Source organism: Methylomonas rapida (assembly GCF_024360925.2).
Classification (GTDB): Bacteria; Pseudomonadota; Gammaproteobacteria; order Methylococcales; family Methylomonadaceae; genus Methylomonas; species Methylomonas rapida.
Genome location: NZ_CP113517.1, coordinates 946,224 through 971,201 on the forward strand (window position 1 = coordinate 946,224; position 24,978 = coordinate 971,201).

General features: G+C 51.7%; 25 protein-coding genes and 1 tRNA gene. 12 read left to right on the forward strand and 14 right to left on the reverse strand.

Annotation, left to right across the window (positions count from 1 at the left end):
- The first annotated feature begins 39 nt into the window (after window positions 1-39).
- Together NM686_RS04515 and NM686_RS04520 are read left to right on the forward strand one after the other, a co-directional pair.
- Window positions 40-1,248, forward strand: a complete 1,209-nt coding sequence (locus tag NM686_RS04515; protein WP_255186690.1) for an argininosuccinate synthase — start codon at window positions 40-42, stop codon at window positions 1,246-1,248.
- Window positions 1,249-1,381: 133 nt separating this feature from the next.
- Window positions 1,382-1,999: a hypothetical protein gene (locus NM686_RS04520; RefSeq protein WP_269022439.1), complete on the forward strand. Its 618-nt coding sequence runs from the start codon at window positions 1,382-1,384 to the stop codon at window positions 1,997-1,999.
- Between the two features lie 121 nt (window positions 2,000-2,120).
- On the opposite strand, the gene NM686_RS04525 is transcribed toward NM686_RS04520, so the two are convergent.
- The gene (locus NM686_RS04525) at window positions 2,121-2,456 is read right to left on the reverse strand and encodes a c-type cytochrome (RefSeq protein ID WP_255186692.1); all 336 of its coding nucleotides are present in this window, start codon (window positions 2,454-2,456) and stop codon (window positions 2,121-2,123) included.
- 189 nt (window positions 2,457-2,645) lie between these two features.
- Entirely contained in the window at window positions 2,646-4,046 is a 1,401-nt protein-coding gene (cysG, locus tag NM686_RS04530) for a siroheme synthase CysG (protein ID WP_255186693.1), read from the reverse strand.
- A gap of 74 nt (window positions 4,047-4,120) precedes the next feature.
- Between cysG and NM686_RS04535 the strand changes: the two genes are divergently transcribed.
- Complete coding sequence (locus NM686_RS04535; RefSeq protein ID WP_255186694.1) at window positions 4,121-4,351, forward strand: sulfurtransferase TusA family protein; 231 nt, start codon at window positions 4,121-4,123, stop codon at window positions 4,349-4,351.
- 85 nt (window positions 4,352-4,436) lie between these two features.
- Here the strand turns inward: NM686_RS04535 and NM686_RS04540 are convergent, their stop codons facing one another.
- Window positions 4,437-5,090 carry a histidinol-phosphatase gene (locus NM686_RS04540; protein ID WP_255186695.1) on the reverse strand — a complete coding sequence of 218 codons (654 nt, stop codon included), beginning with the start codon at window positions 5,088-5,090 and terminating at the stop codon, window positions 4,437-4,439.
- Between the two features lie 151 nt (window positions 5,091-5,241).
- Here NM686_RS04540 and rppH point away from each other — a divergent pair, with 151 nt between their 5' ends.
- Window positions 5,242-5,766: an RNA pyrophosphohydrolase gene (gene rppH, locus NM686_RS04545; protein WP_255186696.1), complete on the forward strand. Its 525-nt coding sequence runs from the start codon at window positions 5,242-5,244 to the stop codon at window positions 5,764-5,766.
- Here rppH and cpdA read toward each other — a convergent pair.
- Together cpdA and argA are read right to left on the reverse strand one after the other, a co-directional pair.
- Entirely contained in the window at window positions 5,763-6,554 is a 792-nt protein-coding gene (gene cpdA, locus NM686_RS04550; protein ID WP_255186697.1) for a 3',5'-cyclic-AMP phosphodiesterase, read from the reverse strand. The genes rppH and cpdA overlap by 4 nt on opposite strands.
- 28 nt (window positions 6,555-6,582) lie before the next feature.
- Complete coding sequence (argA, locus tag NM686_RS04555) at window positions 6,583-7,899, reverse strand: amino-acid N-acetyltransferase (protein WP_255186698.1); 1,317 nt, start codon at window positions 7,897-7,899, stop codon at window positions 6,583-6,585.
- 214 nt (window positions 7,900-8,113) lie between these two features.
- Between argA and argH the strand changes: the two genes are divergently transcribed.
- Window positions 8,114-9,505, forward strand: a complete 1,392-nt coding sequence (gene argH / locus NM686_RS04560; protein ID WP_255186699.1) for an argininosuccinate lyase — start codon at window positions 8,114-8,116, stop codon at window positions 9,503-9,505.
- Window positions 9,506-9,597: 92 nt separating this feature from the next.
- Here argH and NM686_RS04565 read toward each other — a convergent pair whose 3' ends face one another.
- The 5 genes from NM686_RS04565 to pyrC all read right to left on the reverse strand — a co-directional run bounded on the left by NM686_RS04565 (window position 9,598) and on the right by pyrC (window position 14,342).
- Window positions 9,598-10,128, reverse strand: coding sequence for a DUF4124 domain-containing protein (locus NM686_RS04565; protein WP_255186700.1), 531 nt, complete (start codon window positions 10,126-10,128; stop codon window positions 9,598-9,600).
- A 90-nt stretch (window positions 10,129-10,218) separates the two neighbouring features.
- On the reverse strand, window positions 10,219-10,509 hold the full coding sequence (locus tag NM686_RS04570) for a lipid-A-disaccharide synthase N-terminal domain-containing protein (protein ID WP_255186701.1): 291 nt from the start codon (window positions 10,507-10,509) through the stop codon (window positions 10,219-10,221).
- Window positions 10,499-11,227 (reverse strand): glycosyltransferase family 2 protein, encoded by a 729-nt coding sequence (locus NM686_RS04575; RefSeq protein WP_255186702.1) that lies wholly within the window; start codon window positions 11,225-11,227, stop codon window positions 10,499-10,501. Before NM686_RS04575 ends, NM686_RS04570 begins: the two co-directional genes overlap by 11 nt.
- A 228-nt stretch (window positions 11,228-11,455) precedes the next feature.
- Window positions 11,456-13,054: an ArnT family glycosyltransferase gene (locus NM686_RS04580; RefSeq protein ID WP_255186703.1), complete on the reverse strand. Its 1,599-nt coding sequence runs from the start codon at window positions 13,052-13,054 to the stop codon at window positions 11,456-11,458.
- Between the two features lie 244 nt (window positions 13,055-13,298).
- On the reverse strand, window positions 13,299-14,342 hold the full coding sequence (pyrC, locus tag NM686_RS04585; RefSeq protein WP_255186704.1) for a dihydroorotase: 1,044 nt from the start codon (window positions 14,340-14,342) through the stop codon (window positions 13,299-13,301).
- 106 nt (window positions 14,343-14,448) lie between these two features.
- Between pyrC and NM686_RS04590 the strand changes: the two genes are divergently transcribed.
- The 5 genes from NM686_RS04590 (at window position 14,449) to nadA (ending at window position 19,562) form a co-directional block, all read left to right on the forward strand.
- The gene (locus NM686_RS04590; protein ID WP_255186705.1) at window positions 14,449-14,745 is read left to right on the forward strand and encodes an FmdB family zinc ribbon protein; all 297 of its coding nucleotides are present in this window, start codon (window positions 14,449-14,451) and stop codon (window positions 14,743-14,745) included.
- A gap of 110 nt (window positions 14,746-14,855) precedes the next feature.
- On the forward strand, window positions 14,856-16,646 hold the full coding sequence (gene aspS / locus NM686_RS04595) for an aspartate--tRNA ligase (protein ID WP_255186706.1): 1,791 nt from the start codon (window positions 14,856-14,858) through the stop codon (window positions 16,644-16,646).
- A gap of 237 nt (window positions 16,647-16,883) precedes the next feature.
- Window positions 16,884-17,435 (forward strand): DUF2780 domain-containing protein, encoded by a 552-nt coding sequence (locus NM686_RS04600; protein ID WP_255186707.1) that lies wholly within the window; start codon window positions 16,884-16,886, stop codon window positions 17,433-17,435.
- Window positions 17,436-17,667: 232 nt separating this feature from the next.
- The gene (locus NM686_RS04605; RefSeq protein ID WP_255186708.1) at window positions 17,668-18,387 is read left to right on the forward strand and encodes a metal-dependent hydrolase; all 720 of its coding nucleotides are present in this window, start codon (window positions 17,668-17,670) and stop codon (window positions 18,385-18,387) included.
- A gap of 77 nt (window positions 18,388-18,464) precedes the next feature.
- Entirely contained in the window at window positions 18,465-19,562 is a 1,098-nt protein-coding gene (nadA, locus tag NM686_RS04610) for a quinolinate synthase NadA (RefSeq protein WP_255186709.1), read from the forward strand.
- Here nadA and ylqF read toward each other — a convergent pair.
- Entirely contained in the window at window positions 19,548-20,465 is a 918-nt protein-coding gene (ylqF, locus tag NM686_RS04615; protein WP_255186710.1) for a ribosome biogenesis GTPase YlqF, read from the reverse strand. The genes nadA and ylqF overlap by 15 nt on opposite strands.
- 162 nt (window positions 20,466-20,627) lie before the next feature.
- On the opposite strand from ylqF, the gene csrA reads away from it, so the two are divergent.
- Both csrA and NM686_RS04625 read left to right on the forward strand, forming a co-directional pair.
- Window positions 20,628-20,819, forward strand: a complete 192-nt coding sequence (csrA, locus tag NM686_RS04620; RefSeq protein ID WP_066988010.1) for a carbon storage regulator CsrA — start codon at window positions 20,628-20,630, stop codon at window positions 20,817-20,819.
- 16 nt (window positions 20,820-20,835) lie between these two features.
- Window positions 20,836-20,926 (forward strand) — tRNA-Ser (locus NM686_RS04625).
- 579 nt (window positions 20,927-21,505) lie between these two features.
- Here the strand turns inward: NM686_RS04625 and NM686_RS04630 are convergent.
- From NM686_RS04630 to ppx, 3 genes are all read right to left on the reverse strand, one after another.
- Window positions 21,506-21,859: a SirB2 family protein gene (locus NM686_RS04630; RefSeq protein ID WP_255186711.1), complete on the reverse strand. Its 354-nt coding sequence runs from the start codon at window positions 21,857-21,859 to the stop codon at window positions 21,506-21,508.
- Window positions 21,860-22,117: 258 nt separating this feature from the next.
- A complete protein-coding gene (locus tag NM686_RS04635) occupies window positions 22,118-23,383 on the reverse strand; it encodes a hypothetical protein (protein ID WP_255186712.1) in 1,266 nt (421 codons plus the stop codon).
- Between the two features lie 2 nt (window positions 23,384-23,385).
- Entirely contained in the window at window positions 23,386-24,879 is a 1,494-nt protein-coding gene (gene ppx, locus NM686_RS04640; RefSeq protein WP_255186713.1) for an exopolyphosphatase, read from the reverse strand.
- Between the last annotated feature and the right edge of the window lie 99 nt (window positions 24,880-24,978).

Sequence of the window (24,978 nt, forward strand, 5' to 3'; positions counted from 1 at the left end):
TTGGGTTTTTATTCATCAATTTGAGGTGTGAAGCACATTATGTCCGAAGTCAAAAAAGTCGTATTAGCCTATTCAGGCGGTCTGGATACCTCGGTGATTCTGAAATGGTTGCAGGATGTCTACCAATGCGAGGTAGTGACATTTACGGCCGACATCGGGCAAGGCGAAGAACTGGAGCCTGCGCGCGCAAAAGCCACTGCCGCCGGGATCAAGGAAATTTACATCGACGATTTGCGCGAGGAATTCGCCCGAGATTTCATCTTCCCGATGTTCCGCGCCAATACCATTTACGAAGGCGAATATCTGCTCGGTACATCTATCGCTCGCCCGTTGATTGCGAAACGGTTGATCGAGATCGCCAATGAAACCGGCGCCGATGCGATTTCCCATGGCGCGACCGGTAAAGGCAACGACCAGGTGCGCTTCGAGCTGGGCGCCTATGCATTGCGCCCGGACATCAATGTTATCGCGCCGTGGCGGGAATGGGATTTGAATTCGCGGCAAAAGCTGCTGGATTACGCCGAGAAACACGGTATTTCGGTGGAGATGAAAAAGGGCAAGACTTCGCCGTATTCCATGGATGCGAATTCGCTGCATATTTCCTACGAAGGCCGTATTCTGGAAAATCCCTGGAACGAGCCGGAAGAAGATATGTGGCGCTGGACCGTGTCGCCGGAAAATGCGCCGGATCAAGCGACTTATGTTGAGTTGACCTATCAAAACGGCGACATCGTCGCGATCGACGGCGAACCGCATACGCCGCATCAGGTCATGGAAAAGCTGAACAAAATCGCCGGTGCCAACGGCATCGGCCGTTTGGACATCGTCGAAAATCGCTATGTCGGCATGAAGTCGCGTGGCTGCTATGAAACGCCGGCAGGTACCGTGATGCTCAAAGCGCATCGTGCGATCGAATCTTTGACTTTGGACCGCGAAGTGGCGCACCTGAAAGACGAGTTGATGCCGCGCTATGCGTCGTTGATCTATAACGGCTACTGGTGGAGTCCGGAGCGCAAGATGTTGCAAACCATGATCGATGCGTCTCAAGCCAATGTCAACGGCAAGGTTCGGGTCAAGTTGTACAAGGGCAATGTGATCGTGGTCGGCCGGATGTCGGACAACAGCCTGTTCGACGAAAACATCGCGACATTCGAGGAAGATGGTGGTGCCTATAACCAGAAAGACGCCGAAGGCTTTATCAAATTGAATGCTTTGCGCATGCGCATCGCTGCGAAAAAAGGCCGTTAATTTTTCCTGGTTGCAGAAAGCAGGACATTTCTAGTGAAGCTTGTATAATGGCTTGATACGGCCAAGTCCGGGTTTGTGCCCTGTTCTTGGCTAAAGCTTCCTGATTAGCCACACTAAAACAATAATGAGCACTATGCCTGAGATTAATCTGGATGATGCCAATAGCGAATCACGTGCACTAGCTTTACTTCAGGCCGTCCAAAGACATCATGCCTTGGTCAAAGCCAACCGTTTTTTGTTGGGTTTGGTGTTTGTATTGATGGTTGCGGTGCTTGCGATGGGCTTGGTGTTGATGCCCAGTCAAACTAATTGGCCGCGAAGTCAAGCCAGTCAAGTTGCCATGGCATCCAATGCCCTACAAAATCCTGCTATCTCGGCCGAGATCAATACTCTGAAAAGTCAGTTATTCGGGCTGGTGAGTGGATCTATCGAAAGCAAGCTGCGTTCATTGGAGGAAAATATCAAGCGCGGCAGCGTGGCTGATTCGTTGAATACCATTCAAGACTTGAAAAGCGACGTCAAGGTGCTCAGCGCGTATACGCATGCCCCTCAGATCAAGGCGCCGGATGCGGTGGTCAATCAGCAGTTGATCAAGGAAATGACCGATTTGAAGGATTTGGTTTATCTGACCTTTATTTCCTGCGGCTTGATGATTGCGGCGGTGGCTGGTGTCTGGTTGCGTAATCGCTATCGCTTGACTCATCAGAACAATCATACGATTTACCTGGCGCGTAGTCGTAACGAGCAATAACTGCTGCTCATTGCGGATTGGTAAAATGCTCTGAAAAACGGTGTCATAAAAATAATGAAGACATAAAAAAGCCGCCTCACATAACGTGGGCGGCTTGTTTGTTGGCCTGATAGGCTTGAGCTTATTTGCTCAGGTAAGCGTAAACTGCATCGATCGCTTGGTCTTCGGTGTAGCCTGCTTTTTTGACAGGACCCACTTCCATGATGGCGGCGGTTGCTTTAGGCATACCGTTTTTGCCTTCTTTCAGGACTTTGGCGAATTGATCTTTAGGCAGTTTGCCGGCTTTGATCAGTTCTTTCAGTTGTGGGTTAGAAGCGATGTCGTGGCAAGCACCGCAACCACGGCCGAAAGCGCGTTCATAGATTTTCGCGCCGATTTCTTCCGCTTCGTTAGCAGCTACTTGACCGCTGATTGCAATCAGAGCCGCGCCTACTAATAAACCAAATGATTTTTTCATTATTGTGTTCTCTCGTTGTGATTAAAAAAAGGATCGCGAATTACCGAAGAAACTCACGGACCAATGGGAAAATTTGAGAAAGCATAGGGAATTTTCCAGAAAAATTCAATCAATTTTGTCTGAAACAGGACGATTTCCTGGCTTTCGGTTTCATTGTTCAAGGTTAGACTTAACGTTTGCTGAAAATAGTTATTCATCCTTGTGGGATTGGGTTTGAAACCAGTTCAGCTTTTCATGCAACGAAACCACGGTGCCGACGATGATCAGCGTGGGTGGTTTGATATCTTCGTTTTCCACGCGTTGTGGCATGTCGCGCAAGGTGCCGGTGAATACTCGTTGCTGTGGCGTGGTGCCTTGCTGGACGAGGGCTATTGGATGATCGGGCGGACAGCCATTTTCAATCAGGGCCTGGCAAATGTTTTGTAGCCCGACCAGGCCCATGTAAATCACGATGGTTTGATTCGGGGCGGCCAATTGTTTCCAATTCAGATTGATGCTGCCGTCTTTCAGATGACCTGTGACAAAGGTGCAGGATTGGGCGTGATCGCGGTGCGTCAGTGGAATGCCGGCGTAGCTGGCGCAACCTGCGGCGGCGGTGATGCCAGGGACGACTTGGAAAGGTATGCCTTGTTGCATCAAGGTTTCGATTTCCTCGCCACCGCGGCCGAAAATGAACGGGTCGCCGCCTTTGAGCCGCGCGACGCGTTTGCCGGCCAAAGCCAGCTTGGCCAGCAATTCGTTGATCGATTCCTGCGGCAGGCTGTGGTTGCTGCGTTGTTTGCCGACGTAGATTTTTTCGGCGTCGCGCCGTGCCATTTCCAGGATTTCTGGCGACACCAAGCGGTCGTAGACGACGACATCCGCCTGCTGCATCAGACGCAATGCGCGAAAGGTCAATAAGTCCGGATCGCCTGGCCCCGCCCCGATCAAATACACCTCGCCTTGATTATCCGATGTGTCCATTTCGCCCAGGCGAGTGCGCAATTCCTGTTCGGCTTCCTGCATGCGGCCCGAGAAAACCAATTCGGCGACGCGGCCGTGCAGCATGTTTTCCCAAAAGATTCTGCGTCGTGATGGCTGCTTGATTTCTTGTTTGACCAATAACCTGAAATCTTCGGCAAACTGCGCCAGACGGCCATAAGCGGTTGGAATCGTGCTCTCGATTTTGGCGCGTAAAATCCTGGCCAGGACCGGTGATGAGCCGCCAGATGAGATGGCGGCAATCAGGGGTGAACGGTCTACGATGGCCGGGAAAATAAAACTACAGAGATCAGGGTTATCGACTACGTTGACGGGAATATTGCGTTGATTCGCAGCTGCGGCGACCGCCTCGTTACTGGCTCTATGATTGGTGGCGGATACTGCTATGCGCATGCCGGTCAAGTCGTCGGCGGCAAAGCTTTTTTGCCGGATGACCAAATTTAATGCCGCCTGCATCGAGGCTACGTGCTCATGCACTTCTTCCGCAACCACGGTAATCCGCGCGCCGGCCCGGCTGAGCAATTCGATTTTACGCGCGGCAATTTCACCGGCGCCCACGACCAGGCAGGGTTGATCTTTGAGTTTTAGAAAAAGGGGGAAGTAATCCATCTCTGCTCGATTTTCGCGGGTTGGGGTTGATGATATGATAAATGTGTTTATGACTCAGTTGAGAAAACAAAGTAATGATCGAGTTTGACTTGGAAGTGGATGCGAGTGGCTTGCAATGTCCGTTGCCGTTGTTGCGCCTGAAAAAGGCGATTATGGAAATCGATAGCGGCAGGGTGGTAAAGGTGATAGCCACCGATCCCGCCGCCCATCTTGATTTCGGTGTCTATGTCGATCAGGCCGGACACATTCCGCTAAAGATTCTCAAGGAAGCCGACAAACAGGTTTTCTTTATACAGAAAAAATAGAAGCGATTCAATATTAGATAAGGCTAAAGGCAAAAAGGGGGGTATTGCTATTTTGACCCTTTTGCCTTGTACCTAAATCTAAACCCTACCTCAGGCTGATAATCGGCCAACCGGCTTCTTGCGCGGCTTGCAACAATTTTTCATCCGGGTCGACCGCGACGGGTTTGTCGACCAGTCTCAGCAATGGCAGATCGTTGTGCGAGTCGCTGTAAAAACAGCTGCCTTCCAGGGTTTCATGGCTGCTGTTCAGCCAATCTTTCAAAAGCGTGACCTTGCCTTCCTGAAAGCAGGGCGTGCCGATGAATTTGCCGGTGTATTGGCCATTTTTGAATTCGGGCGTCGTTGCCAGCAAGTTGTCTATGCCGTAAAGCTTGACGATGGGTTCCGTTACGAAACGGTTGGTGGCGGTGACCACTAACAACGTGTCGCCGGCAGCACGGTGTTTTTCCACCAATGCATGGGCGGCATCGAGTGTGATCGGCTTGATCACGGTTTCTATGAATTCCTCGCGCCACGCATACAATTGGGTGGCATCGTGCATGGCCAAGGGTTCCAGCGAGAAGTCCAGGAACTCGACGATATCCAGTTTGCCCTGTTTGTAATCTTCATAAAATTTGGCATTGGCATCCTCGTAATACTCTTTGTCGACGATGCCGTGGTCTACCAAAAACTGTCCCCATAAAAAATCGCTGTCATCGGCGATCAGCGTGTTGTCCAAGTCGAAAATCGCTAAGCTCACGGTAAACCTGTCAAAAGTAAATAAAACCAAGCGGCCTGTGGCGTCCGCCGCTTATTTGTGGAACAATTGTGCCATTCATTTTAATGGTCTGCCCGAGTACGATTTTAACATTCACTCGATATTGCGGGCGGCAAATAATACAGGTTTTTACATGATAGACTCGAAAGGATACCGGCCTAATGTCGGCATTATCCTTTGCAATGACGAGGGTCGTGTGTTCTGGGCCAAGCGCAAGGGCGCCAATTCATGGCAGTTCCCACAAGGCGGGATCGATGGCAATGAAGACCCGGAAACCGCGATGTATCGGGAATTGTGGGAAGAAACAGGCCTGCGCGCGGAGGACGTGCAAATCTTGGGTCGTACCCGCTATTGGCTGCGATATAAATTACCGGAACGTTACATACGCAAAAATTCATTGCCGCTTTGTATCGGGCAGAAACAGATTTGGTTCATGTTGCGTTTGCTGAGTGACGAATCCATGGTGCGCTTCGATTGCGGCCACAAGCAGGAGTTCGATAGTTACAAATGGGTGGAGTATTGGTATCCGCTGCAGGATGTCGTGTATTTCAAACGCCGGGTCTATCGCAAAGCCATGGATGAGTTGGGCTCCTTGCTGATAGCAGATGGCAGTCAAGTCGATGCGGCTAGCTATTTGGCCGGACGCGAAGCCTGTTAATATTCGTGCGCTTGCCGGTTTAAGTGTTCTAGTCGGATCGGCAATCTGTGGCACTCGGACTTCAGGCTACCGTCGGCAAACAAGTCGAAGATTCGATAGCCGGGCGGCGCATCGTCGATACTGAATTCCATTGAATGCGGGGTGAACTGGAAGCAGCTGGCCGGGGTAGCAAATATGGCGATCTTATCCATCGTAGCCGAAAGCTCCTGGTGTACATGGCCAAATGTCACGGCCTTGACGTTAGGAAATGTTTTTACCAGTGACAGAAATTCGCCACTGTTCTGGATTTGCATCGTATCCAGCCACGGCGAGCCGCTGGGAATGCAGTGATGGTGTACCGCGATCAGTGCCGGGCGGCTCGGTTCCTTGCGCAGTGTTTCTTCTAAAAATCTTAATTCTTCGGTTGTCAATTCGCCTTGCGGACTTCCTGGCTTTTGGCTGTTCAACGCGATGATCCGCCAATTCTTTGCGATCCATTGCTGGCGGCAGCTGACCAAGCCGCCATTCAAATAGCGCTTCATCATGTCGAAGTCATCGTGATTGCCCGGTAAACATAGGCAGGGTGTGTCATATTGCATCAAGTGCCGGCCAATGCGCTGGTAGCTTTCGGGGCAGGGATCTTGCGCCAAATCGCCAGTGACCAATATCAAATCGAAACGGCCATGCCGCTCAATCGCAACTTTTAGCGTTTGTTGAAAATAGTCCTCGGTAACTATGCCCAGCATGGTGTCGCCAACATGCGGTTTGACATGCAGGTCGGTGATTTGCAGCACTTTGAGTACGGACATGATTTTGCTTTCTTGAATTGGCTTACGATTAATTGACGTCTTTGAACAATACCTTTGAATTGCGCTGATAGTTATACGTGCTTTTCATCGATTCCGGTAAGTCGTCGATTTCACAAGGGGTAAAACCGCGTTCGACAAACCAGTGCACGGTTTGCGTCGAGCGGACGAACAAACGCTTGATGGCCTGTTTTCTGGCCTCGTCAAGCAAATATTCCAGCAAGCGATTGCCGCGGGCGCCTTTACGATAATCGGGGTGTACGGCCAGACAAGCGATTTCCGCCCGTTGTCTGTCTTGCATCACATGAAACGCCGTGCAGCCGATGATCAGCCCATCGCGCTCGATGACGATGTAATCGCTTATTTCCATTTCTAGCTTTTCCCGTGAGCGCTTGACCAGTATCCCTTGAAGTTCCAAAGGTTTGATCAATTCCATGATACCGCCGATATCGTCCAGCGTCGCGGGGCGGATAGTCTCGAACTCCGTAGAGCTAATCAAGGTGCCGACGCCGTCACGGGTGAACAGTTCCAGCAACAAGGCGCCGTCCAGATGTCGGTCGATCAAATGCGCGCGGCCAACGCCGCGTTGACAGCTCTGAATCGCTGCCTGTAAAGAGCGCACGACGGCGTCCGGCATGTCGGGTGTTTGTGCCAATAGTGCGTTGGCTTGTTCGGTTGTCAGTTGTTGGATGGCGATGTTGTCGGTCGGTGACAGGCAGGCTTGCTCGGTCAATAAAATCAGTTTTTCGGCTTGTAATGCGATGGCCACTTCTGTCGCGACCTCTTCGGCGGAGAGATTGAAGACCTCGCCGCTGGGCGAATAACCGATCGGCGAAATCAACACCACATTGTGTTGATCCAGTTGCTGATGTATGGCTTGGGCGTCGATGCGTCTTACCTTGCCGGTATAGCAATAATCGATGCCATCCAATACACCCAAGGGCTTCGCGGTCACGAAATTGCCCGAGGCCACCCGGATCTTGGCCCCCGCCATCGGCGAACCGGATACGCCCATGGACAACAAGGCTTCGATTTCCACGCGCACCAGACCTGCTGCTTGTTTGACGTATTGCAAGGTGGTGGAATCGGTAATGCGTAAATGATGATGGAATTTCGGCGTGTCGCCTTGCTGCAACAAGCGCTCATCGATTTGTGGCCTGATGCCATGTACCAGGACCAATCTGACGCCCAGGCTTCGCAATAAGGCAAAATCATGGATCAAATTGTCGAAATCCGGTTCGGTGACTGCCGTACCGCTAAAAAAAATCACAAAGGTGCGATTGCGATGGGCGTGGATGTAAGGTGAGGAGTTTCTAAACCAATGAACGAAAGCGGTGGGTTGCAGCATGTGAATGTTGAGATGGCGGAATATAGGTCGCAAGACTGAATGAACTGGCTTGCATGTTATGCAGCTGAGTGCTGAAAGTCCAGTGCCGTGGCTGGCTGTAAGGTGCTACATTCACTTGGATAACTCCACCTGGCACAATTATCCAGCATGAGCGGTGTAAACAGGGCAAGCGAAGGTATAATTTGCTTTTATCGTTCCCATCCCTAGATTTGACATGACCACCGTTAATACCGAAAAACTTTCCAGTGCCCGTTTTGCCGAAGCCACCGATGCGTTTGTCGAGGAATTTACCGCCTCGGTGACGTTTGACCAGCGCATGGCGCTGCAAGACATTCAAGGTTCGTTGGCGCACGCGGCGATGCTGGGCAAAATCGGCATTCTGACCGAGCAGGAATTGGCCGATATTCGGCGGGGGCTGGCGCAAATCGAGGGCGAGATCGAGCGAGGCGAATTCGTCTGGTCGATCAAGCAGGAAGATGTGCATATGAACATCGAGGCGCGTCTGACGGATTTGATTGGCATCGCGGGCAAGAAATTGCACACGGGACGCTCCCGTAACGATCAGGTCGCGACAGACATACGTTTGTATCTGCGTGATGAGGTCGCCAACATTCTGCTACAACTCGAGCGCTTGCAATCGGCGTTATTGGATGTGGCCGAGCGCGAGGCCGATACCATCATGCCGGGCTTCACGCATTTGCAAGTCGCCCAGCCCGTTACTTTTGGCCATCATCTAATGGCCTGGTTCGAAATGCTGAGCCGGGATAAGGATCGATTGCAGGATTGCATCAAACGCATCAACGTGATGCCGTTGGGCGCGGCGGCCTTGGCCGGTACCAGTTATCCTATCGACCGTTTCATGACGGCGGAGCTTTTGGGCTTTTCGCGCCCGTCGAACAATTCGCTGGATTCGGTCAGCGATCGTGATTTCGCCATCGAATTCGCCGCGGCTGGTAGTTTGATCATGATGCATTTGTCGCGCTTTTCCGAGGAATTGGTGCTTTGGGCCAGCGCGCAATTCGATTTCATCGATATTCCCGACGCGTTTTGTACGGGTTCTTCGATCATGCCGCAAAAGAAAAACCCGGATGTGCCTGAGCTGGTGCGCGGCAAATCTGGTCGTGTCGCCGGACATTTGATCTCGTTGCTGATGTTGATGAAGAGCCAGCCCTTGGCTTACAACAAAGACAATCAGGAAGACAAAGAGCCCTTGTTCGATACCGTCGATACCTTGCTCAACTGTCTGCGCGCCTTCGCCGACATGATGCCGCACGTCAAGGCCAAGCGTGACAATATGTACCGTTCCGCCAAACGCGGCTTTGCCACTGCGACGGATCTGGCGGATTATCTGGTGCGCAAGGGCATGGCTTTTCGCGACGCGCATGAGGTGGTCGGCCAAGCCGTGCGGCTGGGCTTGGAAAGCGGGCGAGATTTGTCGGAACTGACTTTAGTCGAGTTGCAAAATTTCTCAAACACCATCAACGAAGATGTGTTCGAGATTCTGAAATTGGAAGGCTCGGTGGCCTTGCGCAATCATATTGGCGGTACCGCGCCCGAACAGGTCAGAAAAGCCATTGCGGCCGCGCGCCTGCAAATGGCTGGCTAAAGCGCTTGAGATAGGACGACGGCAAAAAAACGGCAAGACCTGGCCGTTGTCAGCAGCGGCCAGGATGATTTCGCGGTTTTCGATGTTTCAGTCTAGTAGCGCTGAGGCAGTGGAATGGGCTGTCTAGGTGCCAGTGGCGGGTTCAGGTTGGCTCCGGGGCCTTGGTTGGCTGGCGCTTGAGGTGCTGGCGCAGGCGCTGGAATCGGGCGATGGCCGGGCCCCGGTGCTTGCCAAAGATAGTAGTCGTTGACGTCATTTTGATTTTGCCTTTCCAATGCATCGGCTTGTCTATGCTGGGCCTGCGCCTGCTCTTGTTGCGCAAGGGCGGAACGTCGCGCGATTTCCAATGATAAAGCGTCATTGCGCCGAGTGCTTAAAGCCTTTTCATTTTCTACTTTGGCGGCCTTTCTGGCCTCGTATTCACTGCGTATGGCTTCCAGTTTGGCCTTGGCCTCGGCTTCTTTGGCAGGATCGGATTTGATATCGAGCTGTTGTTCTTTTGCGTTTCCTTTACAGGGCGTTTTTTGGTAAATGGTCTTGCCGTATTTCTCGGTGCATTTGAATACTTCGGCATTGGCTGATGCCGATAGCAGCGCCAAAAGGATGAACAACGGTTTGCGCATTTTGAATCTCCATGCTGGAAAAGAAGCCCTCATTTGGCTAGTGTAAGAATCTCGGCGCAAAATCGCAATAACGCGTAGTCCGTCTGTTTTCTAATCCTGCTTCGCCAGCAAATCGTTTTTTCTTGAATGTGCTATCACAAAATAAAGGTTGCGAGCATAGATCAATAAGCCGGCTCCCTGGCCTAAGATAAAAACGGGGTCTTCTTTGTGAATTGAGTAAATCAGTAAGGTCGAACCGCCCAGGATGCTGAAATACCAGAACATCACCGGTATCACACTCTTTTTTTGCCGCTCGCTGGCAAGCCATTGCACCAAAAAACGCGCGGAAAAAAGCGCTTGGCCGACGAAGCCAACGATGAGCCATGCGGTATTACTGTCCATGCTGCACCTCGCTGACCACTGCCAGGCTATGGCGTTTCTTGAGCCAAATGGCGCCTAATAAATCCACGATGCCCGCCAGCAATCTGTCCAATGTGCCGTATTTGGATTGGCCATGGCTTCTGGCTCTATGATTGACTTTCACCGAGATGACTTCGCCGCCGATCATTTGCATCATGGCCGGCATGAAGCGATGGATATGATCGAAATAAGGCAAGGCCAGGAATTTATCGCGGCGAAACAGTTTCAAGCCGCAGCCTGTGTCTGGCGTGTTGTCGTGCAGAATCGCTTGCCGAATGGCATTGGCGAATTTGGATGAAAAGCGCCGCCAACCGGTATCGTTGCGTTGATGTCTGAATCCTGCGAGCATCCAGAGTTTGTCGGAATCATGTTCCGCTAGAGCAGTGATTAGTCGCGGAATATCGGCAGGGTCGTTTTGACCGTCACCGTCTAGCGTGGCGATCCAGTCGTATCGAGCGGCTGCTACCCCACTGTGAATGGCGCGGCTTTGGCCGCAGCTTTTTTGATGTTGCAGTACGCGCAATTGCGGATAGTTTTGCATGGCCTGTATCAATTTGGCCAGGGTGTCGTCTTTACTGCCGTCATCGACAAAAATCATTTCATAAGCTTCTTGTGCGTTGAGTGCCAGGTGTATCTCTGCAATGAGAGCGTTCACATTGTCGGTTTCATTATGAACCGGAACTACGACCGAAATTTTCATGTTTGAATTTAATTGGATACTCGGAATAGCCTAAAGAAAGTTATTTTAACTGCAATGGGAGATACTGTTTAATCTAGAAAAGTCATTTGGTCCACGAAACACACGAAAATCACGAAAAGTTTCAAACAGTTATCACACCTAAGAGCAGCGCCGAACCGGTGAATCGATAAGATTCATAACGCAATGATTTCTTTCGTGTATTTCGTGGACTTACTGCCATTTTTAGGTTTAAGGCGATGATGTTGCGCGAATGGAGGCAATGGCTTGCGCGGCGGTTCTGAAGATTAACCAATGTTCCCGGTGAGGCTGGGTGTAAGCCGCGTTTTCGGGTTTGTGTTTTTCTATGGAAACCAAATAACCGTTGGGATGCTGCTCCACCCAGCTAGAGATTTGTTCGGAGCTGATGACGGGTAATGGTTGTGTCATGCGGCCAAGAAAATTGAATTGTCCTTGATAGTTTCCGACAAAAGCCGTGGGTATCTGTTGGTCGTCAAACTCCTTCAACATCAAAGACGCTGGGCGCAGATTGTATTGCAAGCCCGTGTAATGGAAGAAGAAAAAAAAGCCTATCATGATTGCAGTAACCAGCGCGGTGGAAAGAGCGATAACCGAGAGTTTTCTATAATGCATCACCCAGGCGGTCAGGCATAGCGCAATCCCGATGACGCTCAGTCCCCAATAAGGCTCGACCAATTGCACCCAATGGAGGTTCGATAGGCCAGGGATATGCGGAAGCGATACCAAAACAAGGCCGATCATTGCCATCGCCAGGGCCGGGACTAGTTCCGGAAATAAGTTGCGTTGCGCATCCAAATGACATAAGACGCGCGCGCCGAGCAGGGCAAAGGCGGGTAAAATCGGAATCAGATAATGCAGCTGTTTGCTGGGTAGCCAGCAAAATATCAGCAGCGTCGCCAACAGCCAGGTTAGGCAGAATCGTATTCCTGGATCCTGGCGGATGCTGGCCAGGCGCATGTTGTGCCAGAGGCGGGGCCAGGTTATCCATGGAAACACCATCAGCGGCACGAACGGCAGATACCAGATGAACGAACGGGCGTGAATCTTGGTGTTGATGGTTCTGTCGGCGGTTTGATGCCACAAGATGGCGTCGGCGTATTCTTTACCTCCCGCAAAAGCGGCGGGTAGTGCCCACATCAACGCTAACACGCTGCCTGTCAGTATCGTCAACAATAGATAGCCGGACCAGGTTTTTTTGTCGATGCTATCGCGCTTGCGCCACAAGAACGGGACTGCGCTGGTCGGGAGTAAATGGAGAAATATTACGGGGCCCTTGGCAAGCAGTCCCAAGCCAATTGCCAGGGTGAAGTAGCCCCAGCCTTTACTGGCTGAGCCGTGCGCGGCCTCATGCAGGCCTGTCATGCCCAGCAACACACAAGCGCTAAGCAACATATCGAACATGGTCGAGGTCGCAAACAAGGTCCACGGCAGGGTGGCAATCAACACCCACGGCGCTTTTAGCGCGATCAATTTGTCCTCGGGCCAGAGTTTGCCGGCCAAATGGCGAATCAAAAAAAGATTGGTCAACGCGCATAACGGGCCGACCAAGCGCGGCCACCATTCGTTGATACCCAGCAAGGCCCAGCCGAGATGAAATAACCAAAATAACAGCGGCGGCTTGTGACTGTAGGTATGTCCATTTAGGTAAGGCACCAAAAAATCGCCACGTAACCACATTTCCCATGCCACGCTGAGGTAACGGGTTTCATCGATGGGAATTGGATTGCGGAAAAAAAGTGTCGTTGTCAGCAGCAGCCAGAGCGGAACAATGCCCCAGCGATAAATGGATGCTCTGCAAAAAATAGGCATTGAGAAGAGGGAGAACGGCAAATTAATTTAAATTAAAAAGCAAAAATCCTGCCAAAATCAAATCGGTTTGATGGTTAATCGGGTTTGTTCAGAACGGGCAGCGGTTTAGGATTTAATGGTGCGAATTATAAGGTTTTTGGGCTGGTTCATGCTCGACGGTGGCAAATTGTTTTTGCCTGCAGGCAAAAACAACGCTGGTTGAAATGGCGTAGAGAGGTTGAAATAAACCGGAGTTCTAACAGAATCAAACCAACTGCCAGATCATTTGTTCGCCGGCTTTCAAAGGCGTGATTAGGGTGTCGTCAGTGCCGTATTGCTGGGGGACGCTCCAGGTTTGTTTTCGCAGTGTGACGGTAGCGGTATTTCGCGGCAGGCCGTAAAAATCCGCGCCAAAGAAACTGGCAAAACCTTCCAATTTGTCCAGCGCGCCGGCCTGCTCGAAGGCTTCGGCATAAAGTTCCAGGGCTGCATGGGCGCTATAGCAACCGGCGCAGCCGCAGGCGTTTTCCTTGAGTGTCGTCAAATGCGGAGCGCTATCGGTGCCTAGGAAGAATTTGGGATTACCGCTGGTGGCGGCTTTCAGCAACGCTAGGCGGTGATGCTCGCGTTTCAGAATCGGCAGGCAATAAAAATGCGGGCGGATGCCGCCAGCCAGGATGGCGTTGCGGTTGTACAGCAAATGTTGCGGCGTGAGGGTGGCAGCAACATTTTGGGGGGCAGATTCCACGAATTGCACCGCTTCTTGGGTGGTTAGATGCTCCATCACGATACGCAATTGGGGGAAATGTCGTGTGATAGGCGCGAGTTGGGTATCAATGAAGATTTTTTCCCGGTCGAAAATATCGTATTCGCTGTTGGTGACTTCGCCATGCACCAATAGAGGCACGCCGTGTTCTTCCATCGCGGCAAAAACAGGGTAGGCGGATTCGATATTGGCTACGCCGGCATCGGAATTTGTGGTGGCGCCGGCCGGATAAAGCTTGAAGGCAAAAACGTGCGCCGAATCGGCGACTTGCTTGATGTCATCGACCGAGGTGTTGCCCGTCAAATAAAGCGTCATCAAAGGTTGAAAGGTTGAGCCATGCGGCAACGCCGCTAGTATTTCCTCGCGGTAGCTGAGTGCTTGCTGGACCGTGGTCACGGGCGGTTTTAGATTCGGCATGATGATCGCGCGGGCAAACTGGCGCGCCGTATGCGCAATCACGGTGTTCAAAATGGCACCGGTACGGACATGCAAATGCCAGTCATCGGGTTGAACCAGTGTCAATTGCTCAGTCGATATGTCCATTTTTGCGCCGTTTTCGATTAAAATAGGGCAATTTTAACATCAAGGCTCTTGAAAATTTCAACGAGCAACCCTATTCAGCAGTTTTTACCTATTTTTGGAGTAGCTTATGCCCATTTACGAATACAAATGCAATGCCTGCGGTCATGAGCACGAAGCACTGCAAAAGCTTGGTGCCGAGCCTTTGGTGATCTGTCCTGCTTGCAATGAAGCTGAATTGAAGAAAAAAATATCCGCCGCGGGATTCCGTCTGAAAGGCGGCGGCTGGTACGAAACCGATTTCAAGAGCGGCAACAAGAAAAACGTTGCCGGCGAAAGCAATAGCTCTAGCTCTAGCTCTAGCTCTAGCTCTAGCAACTCGACTTCAAGCAGCGGCGGTTGCGGCAGTAGTTGCGCCTGTCATTAATTAAACAGACGAAAGGCAAAAGAGAAAAGGCAAAACGAGTTCCGTAACAGCCTTTCGTCTTTCGTCTTCCGCCTTTGATCTTTATTATTTTGAACAACCCGAGAACCATTATGCGTAGCCACAAGTGTGGAGAATTGAACACCCAACATCTAGGACAAACCGTTGCCTTGTGCGGCTGGGTACACCGCCGCCGCGACCACGGTGGCGTGATCTTTATCGACTTGCGCGACCGCGCCGGTTTGGTGCAAGTGGTGTTCGACCCCGACGCGGCGGAAAGTTTCGCGATTGCCGAAAGCGTGCGCAGTGAATATGTGTTGCGCATCGAAGGCATCGTCCGCGACCGTCCTGAAGGCACGCATAACCCCAATATGGCAACCGGTCAGATCGAAGTCTTGGGCAAGCACATCGAAGTGCTGAATGAGTCCGAGACGCCGCCGTTTCCGCTGGAAAGCGACATCGAAGTCAACGAAGAAACCCGTTTGCGTTTCCGCTACATCGATTTGCGCCGCACCGCGATGCTGGAAAAAATGAAGGTGCGCCGTGACGTGGCCCGCTATCTGCGCCAGTATCTGGACGCCAAGGAGTTTTTCGAAATCGAAACGCCGTATTTGACCAAAGCCACCCCGGAAGGCGCGCGCGACTATATCGTGCCCAGCCGCACCCACCAGAACGCCTTCTTCGCCTTGCCGCAGTCGCCGCAACTTTACAAACAATTGCTGATGGTCGCCGGCATGGAGCGTTACTATCAAATCGTGCGTTGCTTCCGCGACGAGGATTTGCGCGCCGATCGCCAGCCAGAATTTACCCAGCTCGATATCGAAACCTCGTTCATGAACGAGGAAGAAATCATGGCGATCATGGAAGAAATGATCCGCGGCCTGTTCAAGGACATCATCGATGTCGATCTTGGCGACAAATTCCCGGTCATGAGTTATGAAGAGGCCATGCGTCGTTACGGTTCCGACCGCCCGGACTTGCGGATTCCGCTGGAATTGGTCGATATCGCCGACGAGATGCGCGAAGTCGATTTCAAGGTCTTTTCCGGCCCCGCCAACGATCCGCACGGCCGCGTGGTGGCGATGAAATTGCCGGATGGCGGCGAACTGAGTCGTAGCGTGATCGACGAACTGACCAAATTCGTCGGTATATACGGCGCCAAGGGCTTGGCCTACATCAAGGTCAACGACCTGGCTGCCGGCGTCGATGGTCTGCAATCGCCCATCGTCAAATTTGCCCCGGCCGAAGTCTGGGCCAAGGTCATGGAGAAAGTCGACGCCAAAAACGGCGACCTGATTTTCTTCGGCGCCGACAAGGCCAGTATCGTCAACGAAGCGATGGGCGCATTGCGGGTCAAGCTGGGCCTCGATCGCAACCTGATCACCGGGTCCTGGAAACCGTTGTGGGTCGTCGATTTCCCGATGTTCGCCTGGGACGACAAAGCCCAGCGCTACACGGCAATTCATCACCCTTTTACCGCGCCGAAATGCACGGTCGAAGAGCTCAAGGCCGATCCTGGCAAGGCCTTGTCGCGCGCCTACGACCTGGTGTTGAACGGCACCGAAGTCGGCGGCGGTTCGATCCGGATCAACCGCACCGAAATGCAGCAAATCGTGTTTGCGATTCTGGGCATTGGTCATGAAGAAGCGCGCGAGAAATTCGGCTTCCTGTTGGATGCGTTGAAATACGGCGCGCCTCCGCACGGCGGTATTGCCTTCGGTCTGGATCGTCTGGTGATGTTGATGACCGGTGCGACGTCGATTCGCGACGTGATTGCCTTCCCGAAAACCCAGACCGCGGCTTGCCCATTGTTCAACGCCCCGGCACCGGTCAGCGAAGAGCAATTGAAGGAATTGAACATTCGCTTGCGCAAACCAGCGGGCAAGGACGAAAAACAGGATTGATGCTATGCGCAAAATCGTGTAAGCCCATCAAGACGTGCTTGCACGGTCGGTTTGCGCTTGCTTCGAACTGAAGCGGTTTAGGCTTTTTTGTTGCCGTTTTTCGGTGAAACGCCGGTTTGGCAATCTGGAAGACATATCAAATAGGCTATAGGCGAGGAAATGTGCCGCCCTAGTGTTAAGCCCGCTTGCTGTTCGATCGTTGGTCTTGTTGCTCACTTATCTCGGAGTTTAATTCGCATGAACCGATTGGCCCCTGTTTCGGCGGTTTTGCTGCTGTCAATGATTGCAGGATGTGCTTCTGAACAGCCATTGACCGGGCAAATGTTTGCGGATGATTCACAGGAGCCTTTGTCACGGCAGGCCGGAAATCCAGTCGCGGTTGGCAGTCCTGACGCAGGACCGGGAACGGAGTTGGTCGATATCTTGGTCAATCAGTTAGGTATCGACTCGCGGCAGGCCAAAGGTGGTGTTGGTTCTATCCTCGCGCTGGTGCAACAACGCATGGACCCTATTGATTTCATGCGCTTGAGTAACAGCGTGCCTAATATTGATCAATACTTTTCCGAGGTGCCGGCGTCGGCCTCGTCGGTTTCCTGGTTCAGCTCGCACGAAAGCCTGCAGGGGCAACAAGGACCTGTTTCGGACAGACTGGCTTTTTTGGCGGGTTCGTTTGAAAAACTGGGCATGAACGCAGAGATGGTTGGTCGATTTACGTCGATAGTGTTGCAATATTTTCAAGCCCAAAATGGTCCGGAGGTCATGAGTTTATTGTTCAGTGTCCTGTATTGATCAATTTGCGCGGGAGTCTGGGCGCTTAAGGGTTTGATAAAAATAACGTCTGCATTTTGGTCCCTTGCCTCCTGGGTCGGGTTGAGGGAATAAACAGGGAGGTTATTTTTGACCCCATCCTTAACAGTCTCGGGTCAATAAACTGCATAAATAAGGCAAATTGGCTGGATGAGTCGAGCATTGAATGCGGTTTCCCGTCCCTTTTCCATACACACTCATTCGAACGAACATCATGGCAAACTTTAAAACCCATGTCGGTGCCGCGCTGGGTGTCAGCGCCTTCTCCGTCGCGATAGCGGTCAATGGAGGTCTGATCGAGTTGGCGCAGAGCCATTGGTATGTTTCGATGGGGGTTGTCGGTGGTATGCTGCCGGATATAGACGCCGCCAAATCTCGTCCTTTCAAGCATTTGTTCATGGGGTTGGCGATATGGGCCGGTAGTCTGGCTTGGTACGCCCTGGAAAACAGCTTGAGCGAGAAATCACTGCTATTGGCGGTGTTCGCGGTTGCTGGTTTTGTACGCTATCCGCTGGCGTACTTGTTTCAAAAAATGACGGTTCATCGCGGGGTGTTTCATTCGCTGTTGGCCGGGATATTTTTCAGCCTGTCGCTAGTCTGTATCTGGCATTATTTGCTGGGAGCTTCCAGGCTGGATGCCTGGTTGAGTGGTATTTTCCTGTTGCTTGGCTTTGTGGTGCATTTGTGCCTCGACGAACTCTTCAGCGTGGATTTGGCCAATGGACGTATGAAAAAATCGTTTGGTACGGCGTTAAAATTGTATGGTTACCAGAATGTTTCGGGATCGGTGCTCTTGCTGAGTTTGGTCGCGGGTTTGCTGATATTGGCGCCTTCAGCGGCACCGTTGTATAAGGCTTTGAGTCTGGTGGACTGGATAAATGCCGCCGAGCTGGTTCCGCGCTTCAGTCATGTTCTGTCTGCTAGCTTGGGTTAGCGGGCATCGAGTCCGGGTCTGCGTATCATGTCGTTACGCAAATATTTGAATTAATTTACTTTTCGAGTAATTAAACTATGACAACCACTGCCTTACCCATTCACGATTACGCCCTGCTCGACGAATCCGAGTGCTCTGAGCGTATTGCCGCAGCTAAAGCCAAGCTTGGCAAGCGTTGCATTGTGCTCGGTCACCATTATCAACGCGACGAAGTGTTCAAGCATGCCGATGTTTTCGGCGATTCACTGAAGCTGTCGCGGGAAGCTGCGCAATCGGAAGCCGAATACATCGTGTTTTGCGGCGTGCATTTCATGGCCGAAGTGGCCGACATTTTGTCCAGGCCCGAGCAGATCGCGATTTTGCCGGATATGGCGGCGGGGTGCTCCATGGCTGACATGGCCAACAAAGTCAAGGTGCAGCAGTGCTGGGATGAGCTGGCGACAGTAATCGATGTGGAAAATACGGTAACGCCGGTGACCTACATCAACTCGGCTGCAGACTTGAAGGCTTTTTGCGGGCAGCACGATGGTATCGTTTGCACATCGTCCAATGCGGAAAAAATCCTGAACTGGAGCTTTGCCAAACGCGAAAAAGTGCTGTTCTTCCCCGATCAGCACCTGGGCCGTAACACCGGTTACCGGATGGGCATCCCGCTGGAACAGATGGTGACCTGGGACTTCAACAAGCCCATGGGGGGCTTGAGCGAGCAGCAAATTCGCAATGCTAAGATCATTTTATGGAAAGGCTATTGCTCGGTACATCAGGCATTTCAGCCGGAACAGATCGACGACTTCAAGGCCAGATATCCGGAAACCATCGTCATTTCGCATCCTGAGGCTTGTTTCGAAGTTTGCCAAAAGTCCGATTACATCGGTTCGACCGAGATGATTCTGAAAATCGTGCGCGAGGCAGCTCCCAATACCCGCTGGTTGGTAGCCACCGAACTCAATCTGGTCAACCGCTTGGCGCAGGAATGCAAAGCTCAAGGCAAACACGTGCATTTCATGGCGCCCACCCTGAGCATGTGTTCAACCATGTTCCGCACCGACCCGCAGCATTTATGCTGGGTGCTGGAGAATCTGGTGGCGGGCCATGTCGTCAATCAGGTCTCGGTGCCAGCGGAACAAGCGGCCGCCGCCAAGAAAGCATTGGACAACATGCTATTGGCTTCTTGAGCGTTGTTTTCGAGCGGCGTTTTTGGCCGCCTTTTCAGCACGGATGGCCTCCAATTCAACCATTTCCGCGGTGATCATTTCCGGTGTTTCCAGGCTGATTTGGCCTAGTGTGCCCGCACGCAGTTCGGTCAAAAACAATTTCGCGGCTTTGTCCACGTCGACCAAGCCGCCTGCTTTCAGGCAGCCGCGGTGGCGGCCGATGTTTTGTAAGGCGTCCATTGCGGTTTCCGGCAAAGTTTCCAGGCGGTAACGTGCTTGCAGCAGGCTGGGGTAGGTCTTGAGCAGATATTCCAGCGCAAACAGGGCGATGTCGTCGTGTTGAAAGGCCGTGTCCTTGATCGCGCCGGTTACCGCCAGCCGATAGCCGCTGTGGCGGTTCTCCACATTCGGCCACAACACGCCGGGCGTGTCGGATAGCACGATGTTATTGCGCAGGTTGATGCGCTGCTGCTGTTTGGTAACGGCCGGTTCATTGCCGGTTTTTGCAATGGTGCGGCCGGCCAGAACGTTGATGAGGGTGGATTTGCCGACATTGGGTATGCCCATGATCATCGTGCGAATCACCTTATTGGCTTCGGTTTTTTCCGGCAACATTTTGGCGCATAGGTCGATGATCTGTTTGATCTTGTCAGGCTGCTGCGTGGTGACGGCTAGCGTTTTGACGCCTTGCTCCAATTCCAGATGGGTTTGCCATTTCAGCGTGAGGTCGGGATCGGCGAGATCGGTTTTGCTCAATACGCGAATCGTGGGTTTGTCGCCGCGCAATTGGGCCAGCATCGGATTTTGACTGCTAAACGGGATGCGGGCGTCGAGTATTTCGATCAAGAGGTCTATCTCGGGCAGGGCGTGTTTAATTTCTTTGCTGGCCTTGTGCATATGGCCGGGGTACCACTGAATCAGCATGGCAAGTATCGTTTTTTGTTGATGCAGCCTTCATTCTACTAGGAGCGCATTTAGTCCGACAAAGAAAGATCAAATAAACTTTTCTTTTTTTCAAAAAGATTATAAAATTGTCAGCTCAGTTTGTTTCAGAAACAAAGTGCATTGGACATGTAGGGAGATGATATGCTTATTCTGACTCGTAGAGTGGGGGAGACCTTGATGATTGGTGATGAGGTCACTGTCACCGTTCTCGGCGTAAAAGGAAATCAGGTTCGGATTGGCGTTAATGCTCCGAAGGATGTTTCTGTGCATAGAGAGGAAATTTACGAGCGGATTAAAAAAGAACAATCCGAATCCAAGTCCTCTGAAGTTTAAAAGTTCGTAAAGTTTAGGAGAGATGGCCGAGAGGCCGAAGGCGCTCCCCTGCTAAGGGAGTATGTGCCAAAAGCGCATCGAGGGTTCGAATCCCTCTCTCTCCGCCATTTTTTGGATTTATAAAGACTTTTTATAAATCAGGCTAAAAACCTCAATTCAACAGCGTTTTTCTCTCATCGCTGTCAGACAATCTGAGGTATTTTCATGAGCAAACCTGCCAGCCAGCGTCGACGACACATGCCATTTCAATCGTCGGCTTCCAAGAGAGCGTCGAGTGTCGCCCCATTCTCGGGTCATTTTTTCATAGTCTCGGAACCAGTGACGGACTTGATGCAATCCAAAAGCCTCTGTAGCTTCTTCAGTTTCAAATCTCTATAACGTGACTCCAGGTCAGCGAGATAAACTTAGCCCAAGTTTGGCATCCATTTTTAAAAAATAGCGCAAGCTCTGCAGGCCCGTCTTTGGATTGTTAAGCCTGTGTGATGGCGGTGGCGGCAATGTGGCCAATGGTTATGTGTTCAAGAAGCGTTCCAGAATCTGATCGAACTTAGACATGGAAATCCGTGCGGCTTAACTCGTTTGGGTGGGCGACATCAGTAGGGAATTGCTGATGATAAAGGTGGCGACTGTCGCGCCTACATGAATGCTTTCATATAGGCGCGACGGGCAAGCTTTACGATGTCAGGTTAAAGAAAAAATACCTGTTTGCTGACGGCAATTTTGACGATGTAAATAAAACAGAGCAGCGCGCCGGCAAGAAAAGCCCTGCGCCGGCTGCCTTGTTCTTTCATGGTGAAAATTCCAAGCACGATAAAAGCCACCATCAACAACACCTTGGCAACTATCCAGCCGTAGTTGTCCGCCCAATTACCCTGGAATACCAATCCGATGCCGGACAGCAACAAACCTGCCGCCAGACCATGCGGTAGAATTTTCAGCCATTTTTCGGCCAACTTCTCGGGGTTCTTTTCGGCTAGATAAACCCGCCATAAAAAGCTGGTGATGACCAGGGCGACAAACAATAAATGTAAATGTTTCATAAGTAATCTTGGTTTCGAGATTAATGAATGATGAAGGAATCAACCAGCCGTTGATCATCAGCTATCGCAACGGATAAGGCAAGATTTTCCTGGTTCGGAATTGCGTTTTTGGAAGAAGCCAAGCTTTTTACTCCAGTCACAACGCAGGCGTGCAATAGCTTTAGCTATTGCCGAATAGCGCCCGCGTTTTTTACTTTTAGGATGGCCTCAGGTCAAGGAGGCATGTTTTCACGGAATCTTAAGGGGCAAAAAACAGCCTTAGCGCTTTTGATACAAGGTCAAGGCGTTTATACGATCGTCGATTTCCGCAATCATGTTGCGATACAACTCGCTGCTGGTGTCGCCGAAACGGGTTTTGAAGGTTGGCTCGTCCATTTGTTCGGGCAGGCCTTTGATATCCGGGATGATCATTGTGTAATCTTGGGCTTCCGACATGAAGCGTTGCAGTTCCCGCGCTTGTTTGGGCGAGGCGATGGCCAGTTGGCCGAAGCGCGTGCCGGCACGGTCGGCGGCCAGGTCGATGAAGCTGAAGCCGCTGCCTTGTTCCGCGTCGCCCAATTCCTTGTCCACGCCCAACTGTTCACCCAGCAGCGAGGCATCCACCATCGCAAAGAGTGCCGAAGCGATGAAATGCTGTGGAATGTCGACGCGTTTATAGGCAAATACTTGATATTCCTTGCTGTAGACCAGGCCCAGCGGTAAGAAGCGGCGCAGTTCTTGTTTATAGATGTAGCTGCCTACCGCAATGATTATTGCGCGGTTTTCCTGGATTGCGGTATCTTCGCTGGAGCGTTGGTAAGCCGATAAAAACAGGGGTTGCAACAGTTCCGTCAACGAGAGGCGCCATTCCGGATCGTGCTGGCTGACGATGTCGTTGATTTGTTGCTGATACAGATGCAGGTTGGGATATTCGCGATGTTTCTGTATTGCCAGTTGTCTCGCGGCATCGATTGCGGAACCCAAATAACTGACTTGCAGGCCTTCCTGGGTGAAGCGGATGTCCCTGATGTAGTTTTCACCAAGTTGCCAGTATTTTTTCAGTGGACTCGATTCCACGATGGTCGGAATCAAATAATTTGCCGCCGAGTCAGGTATCGATATTTCACCGATCTTGAAAGATTTGATCTTGATTCCGTTGTCGGTTTGCTTGAGCTTGAAACTAAAATCAAGGTAGCGGCCCCAAATGGTTTTGGGAACGAATACGGCGATTTGTGCGGTAATCAAGTCCTGGCTGATGTCTATTTGTACGGTGTTTTCCACGACGTGATTGAGCAGATAACTTATCGCGATGTTGATGTCTTTGCTGTTCAGGACAACGGTCTTGACGCCACCTCGCTCCTCGGGCGAGGTATGTAAAATCTGTTTCGCGCGTTGAATGTCCTCGCGATTCAAACCCTGATGTATTTTCATCAACGGGGTGTCGTCAATCGCAAATAGCATCAGCAGATTGAACAGCAGCACGAAGGTCAGACCGGCGAACAGCAGGCGTCTGGCCAACTTGGGAAGGGTGAAGGGCCTAGGCATGGTTAAAAAGACAGATTGAACCTGGCCTCTTTCAAATATTGGGCTTCCTGTTTCAGATCGGCGCACGTCAGCGGAGCCTGTTCCAGCCAGGCTTCTGGAAAGGTCAGCTCTATATCCTTACCGTCAATGCCAATCCGAAAATCAGGGCGGACGGCTTGTCTATTGCGATGCAACAGAGTCGCCAAACGGAAAATAACGCTCATGATGGTGGTGTGTTTGTTCCATGGCGGAGGCAGGTCTTCGAAACGGGATTCCTTGAATCTTTTGCGGTGGCTACGAACCAGGCGGGATAGTATCAATTGATCCTGTTTGGAAAAGCCGGCCAGATCGCCGTTTTCGATGATATAGGCGCTATGTTTGTGATATTGGCTATGCGCGATCTCGAAGCCGATTTCATGCAAATCCGCGGCCCATTCCAAAAATTGCAGGCTGGCGGAGTTGTCGGCAAAGCAGGGATGGTGTTCCAACTGGGCCACCATGTAACGCATGGTTTCCTTGAGTTGTTTTGAATGGCGTCTGTCGGTGTGATAACGCTCGGCGATGATTTGGCTGGTTTGCGAACGGGTGTCGTGATTGTAAATGCGGCCGACCAGGTCATATACCAGACCTTCGCGCAAAGCACCGTCGGATACCGTCATTTGCTGGATGTTCAAGGTCTTGAAGGTGGCATAGACTATCGCCACGGCGCCGATGAACACCGGGCGTCTTTCGATGCTTAATGCAGGAAAGCTGATTTGATCGACATGGTCCAGGGTGTGTAAATGCGCGACCAATTGTTCCATGCCGTCGAGCGTGATGCCGTTGTTGCTGAAGCCGGAGGTTTCCAGTACGTTGCTGATGGCTTTCAAGCTGCCGGATGCGCCGATCGCTTCATCGTAGTGTTGACTGTTGAAGGTGCTTTGAAACGGTTCCAGATGGTGCTCGGCGAATAATGTCGCTTTTTTGAAGGCTTTTTTGGACAGCGCGCCGTTCCTGAAAAAAGACTGGCTGACGGTGACGCAGCCCATGTTCAGGCTTTCCTTGGTATGGGGAATATCCTGTTTGCCGATGATGTACTCGGTGCTGCTGCCGCCGATGTCCATCACGAAGCGATTGTTGGCGTTGCTGGACAGGCTATGGGCGACGCCTTGGTAAATCAGCCGCGCTTCCTCTATGCCCGAAATGATATGGATCGGATGGCCCAGGGCTTTTTCCGCCTTGACGATAAATTGGTGAGCATTTTTGGCCAAGCGCAGGGTGTTGGTGCCGACGATGCGCACGCTGTTGGGTGGAAAGTTGCTGATGCGTTGGCCGAAGCGTTCCAGGCAGGCGAGCGCCTTTTCCTGCGTGGCCGAATCCAGATATTTATTCTCATCCAGGCCTGCCGCCAGTCTTACCATTTCTTTCAGGCGGTCTATGGTTTGCAGTTTGCCGTCTTTCAGGCTGCAGATGATCATGTGAAAGCTGTTGGAGCCTAGGTCAACGGCGGCGACATTGGTGGGTATTGGGTTGGACACGGTGATATTCCTGATTTAGGCAGCGGCAGGGTGGGGAATTTTGTTAAGATTCGCGGCTTTGAGCGCTTTCGGTTGGCCTTGCGCCTGTTTCCAGTCGGT

What these genes read in the sequence shown, in the direction of transcription:
- NM686_RS04515 (WP_255186690.1), top strand. Translation starts at nt 40, where the DNA reads ATGTCCGAAGTCAAAAAAGTCGTATTAGCCTATTCAGGCGGTCTGGAT.
- NM686_RS04520 (WP_269022439.1), top strand. Translation starts at nt 1,382, where the DNA reads ATGCCTGAGATTAATCTGGATGATGCCAATAGCGAATCACGTGCACTA.
- NM686_RS04525 (WP_255186692.1), bottom strand. Translation starts at nt 2,456, where the DNA reads ATGAAAAAATCATTTGGTTTATTAGTAGGCGCGGCTCTGATTGCAATC.
- cysG (WP_255186693.1), bottom strand. Translation starts at nt 4,046, where the DNA reads ATGGATTACTTCCCCCTTTTTCTAAAACTCAAAGATCAACCCTGCCTG.
- NM686_RS04535 (WP_255186694.1), top strand. Translation starts at nt 4,121, where the DNA reads ATGATCGAGTTTGACTTGGAAGTGGATGCGAGTGGCTTGCAATGTCCG.
- rppH (WP_255186696.1), top strand. Translation starts at nt 5,242, where the DNA reads ATGATAGACTCGAAAGGATACCGGCCTAATGTCGGCATTATCCTTTGC.
- cpdA (WP_255186697.1), bottom strand. Translation starts at nt 6,554, where the DNA reads ATGTCCGTACTCAAAGTGCTGCAAATCACCGACCTGCATGTCAAACCG.
- argA (WP_255186698.1), bottom strand. Translation starts at nt 7,899, where the DNA reads ATGCTGCAACCCACCGCTTTCGTTCATTGGTTTAGAAACTCCTCACCT.
- argH (WP_255186699.1), top strand. Translation starts at nt 8,114, where the DNA reads ATGACCACCGTTAATACCGAAAAACTTTCCAGTGCCCGTTTTGCCGAA.
- NM686_RS04565 (WP_255186700.1), bottom strand. Translation starts at nt 10,128, where the DNA reads ATGCGCAAACCGTTGTTCATCCTTTTGGCGCTGCTATCGGCATCAGCC.
- NM686_RS04570 (WP_255186701.1), bottom strand. Translation starts at nt 10,509, where the DNA reads ATGGACAGTAATACCGCATGGCTCATCGTTGGCTTCGTCGGCCAAGCG.
- NM686_RS04575 (WP_255186702.1), bottom strand. Translation starts at nt 11,227, where the DNA reads ATGAAAATTTCGGTCGTAGTTCCGGTTCATAATGAAACCGACAATGTG.
- NM686_RS04580 (WP_255186703.1), bottom strand. Translation starts at nt 13,054, where the DNA reads ATGCCTATTTTTTGCAGAGCATCCATTTATCGCTGGGGCATTGTTCCG.
- pyrC (WP_255186704.1), bottom strand. Translation starts at nt 14,342, where the DNA reads ATGGACATATCGACTGAGCAATTGACACTGGTTCAACCCGATGACTGG.
- NM686_RS04590 (WP_255186705.1), top strand. Translation starts at nt 14,449, where the DNA reads ATGCCCATTTACGAATACAAATGCAATGCCTGCGGTCATGAGCACGAA.
- aspS (WP_255186706.1), top strand. Translation starts at nt 14,856, where the DNA reads ATGCGTAGCCACAAGTGTGGAGAATTGAACACCCAACATCTAGGACAA.
- NM686_RS04600 (WP_255186707.1), top strand. Translation starts at nt 16,884, where the DNA reads ATGAACCGATTGGCCCCTGTTTCGGCGGTTTTGCTGCTGTCAATGATT.
- NM686_RS04605 (WP_255186708.1), top strand. Translation starts at nt 17,668, where the DNA reads ATGGCAAACTTTAAAACCCATGTCGGTGCCGCGCTGGGTGTCAGCGCC.
- nadA (WP_255186709.1), top strand. Translation starts at nt 18,465, where the DNA reads ATGACAACCACTGCCTTACCCATTCACGATTACGCCCTGCTCGACGAA.
- ylqF (WP_255186710.1), bottom strand. Translation starts at nt 20,465, where the DNA reads ATGCTGATTCAGTGGTACCCCGGCCATATGCACAAGGCCAGCAAAGAA.
- csrA (WP_066988010.1), top strand. Translation starts at nt 20,628, where the DNA reads ATGCTTATTCTGACTCGTAGAGTGGGGGAGACCTTGATGATTGGTGAT.
- NM686_RS04630 (WP_255186711.1), bottom strand. Translation starts at nt 21,859, where the DNA reads ATGAAACATTTACATTTATTGTTTGTCGCCCTGGTCATCACCAGCTTT.
- NM686_RS04635 (WP_255186712.1), bottom strand. Translation starts at nt 23,383, where the DNA reads ATGCCTAGGCCCTTCACCCTTCCCAAGTTGGCCAGACGCCTGCTGTTC.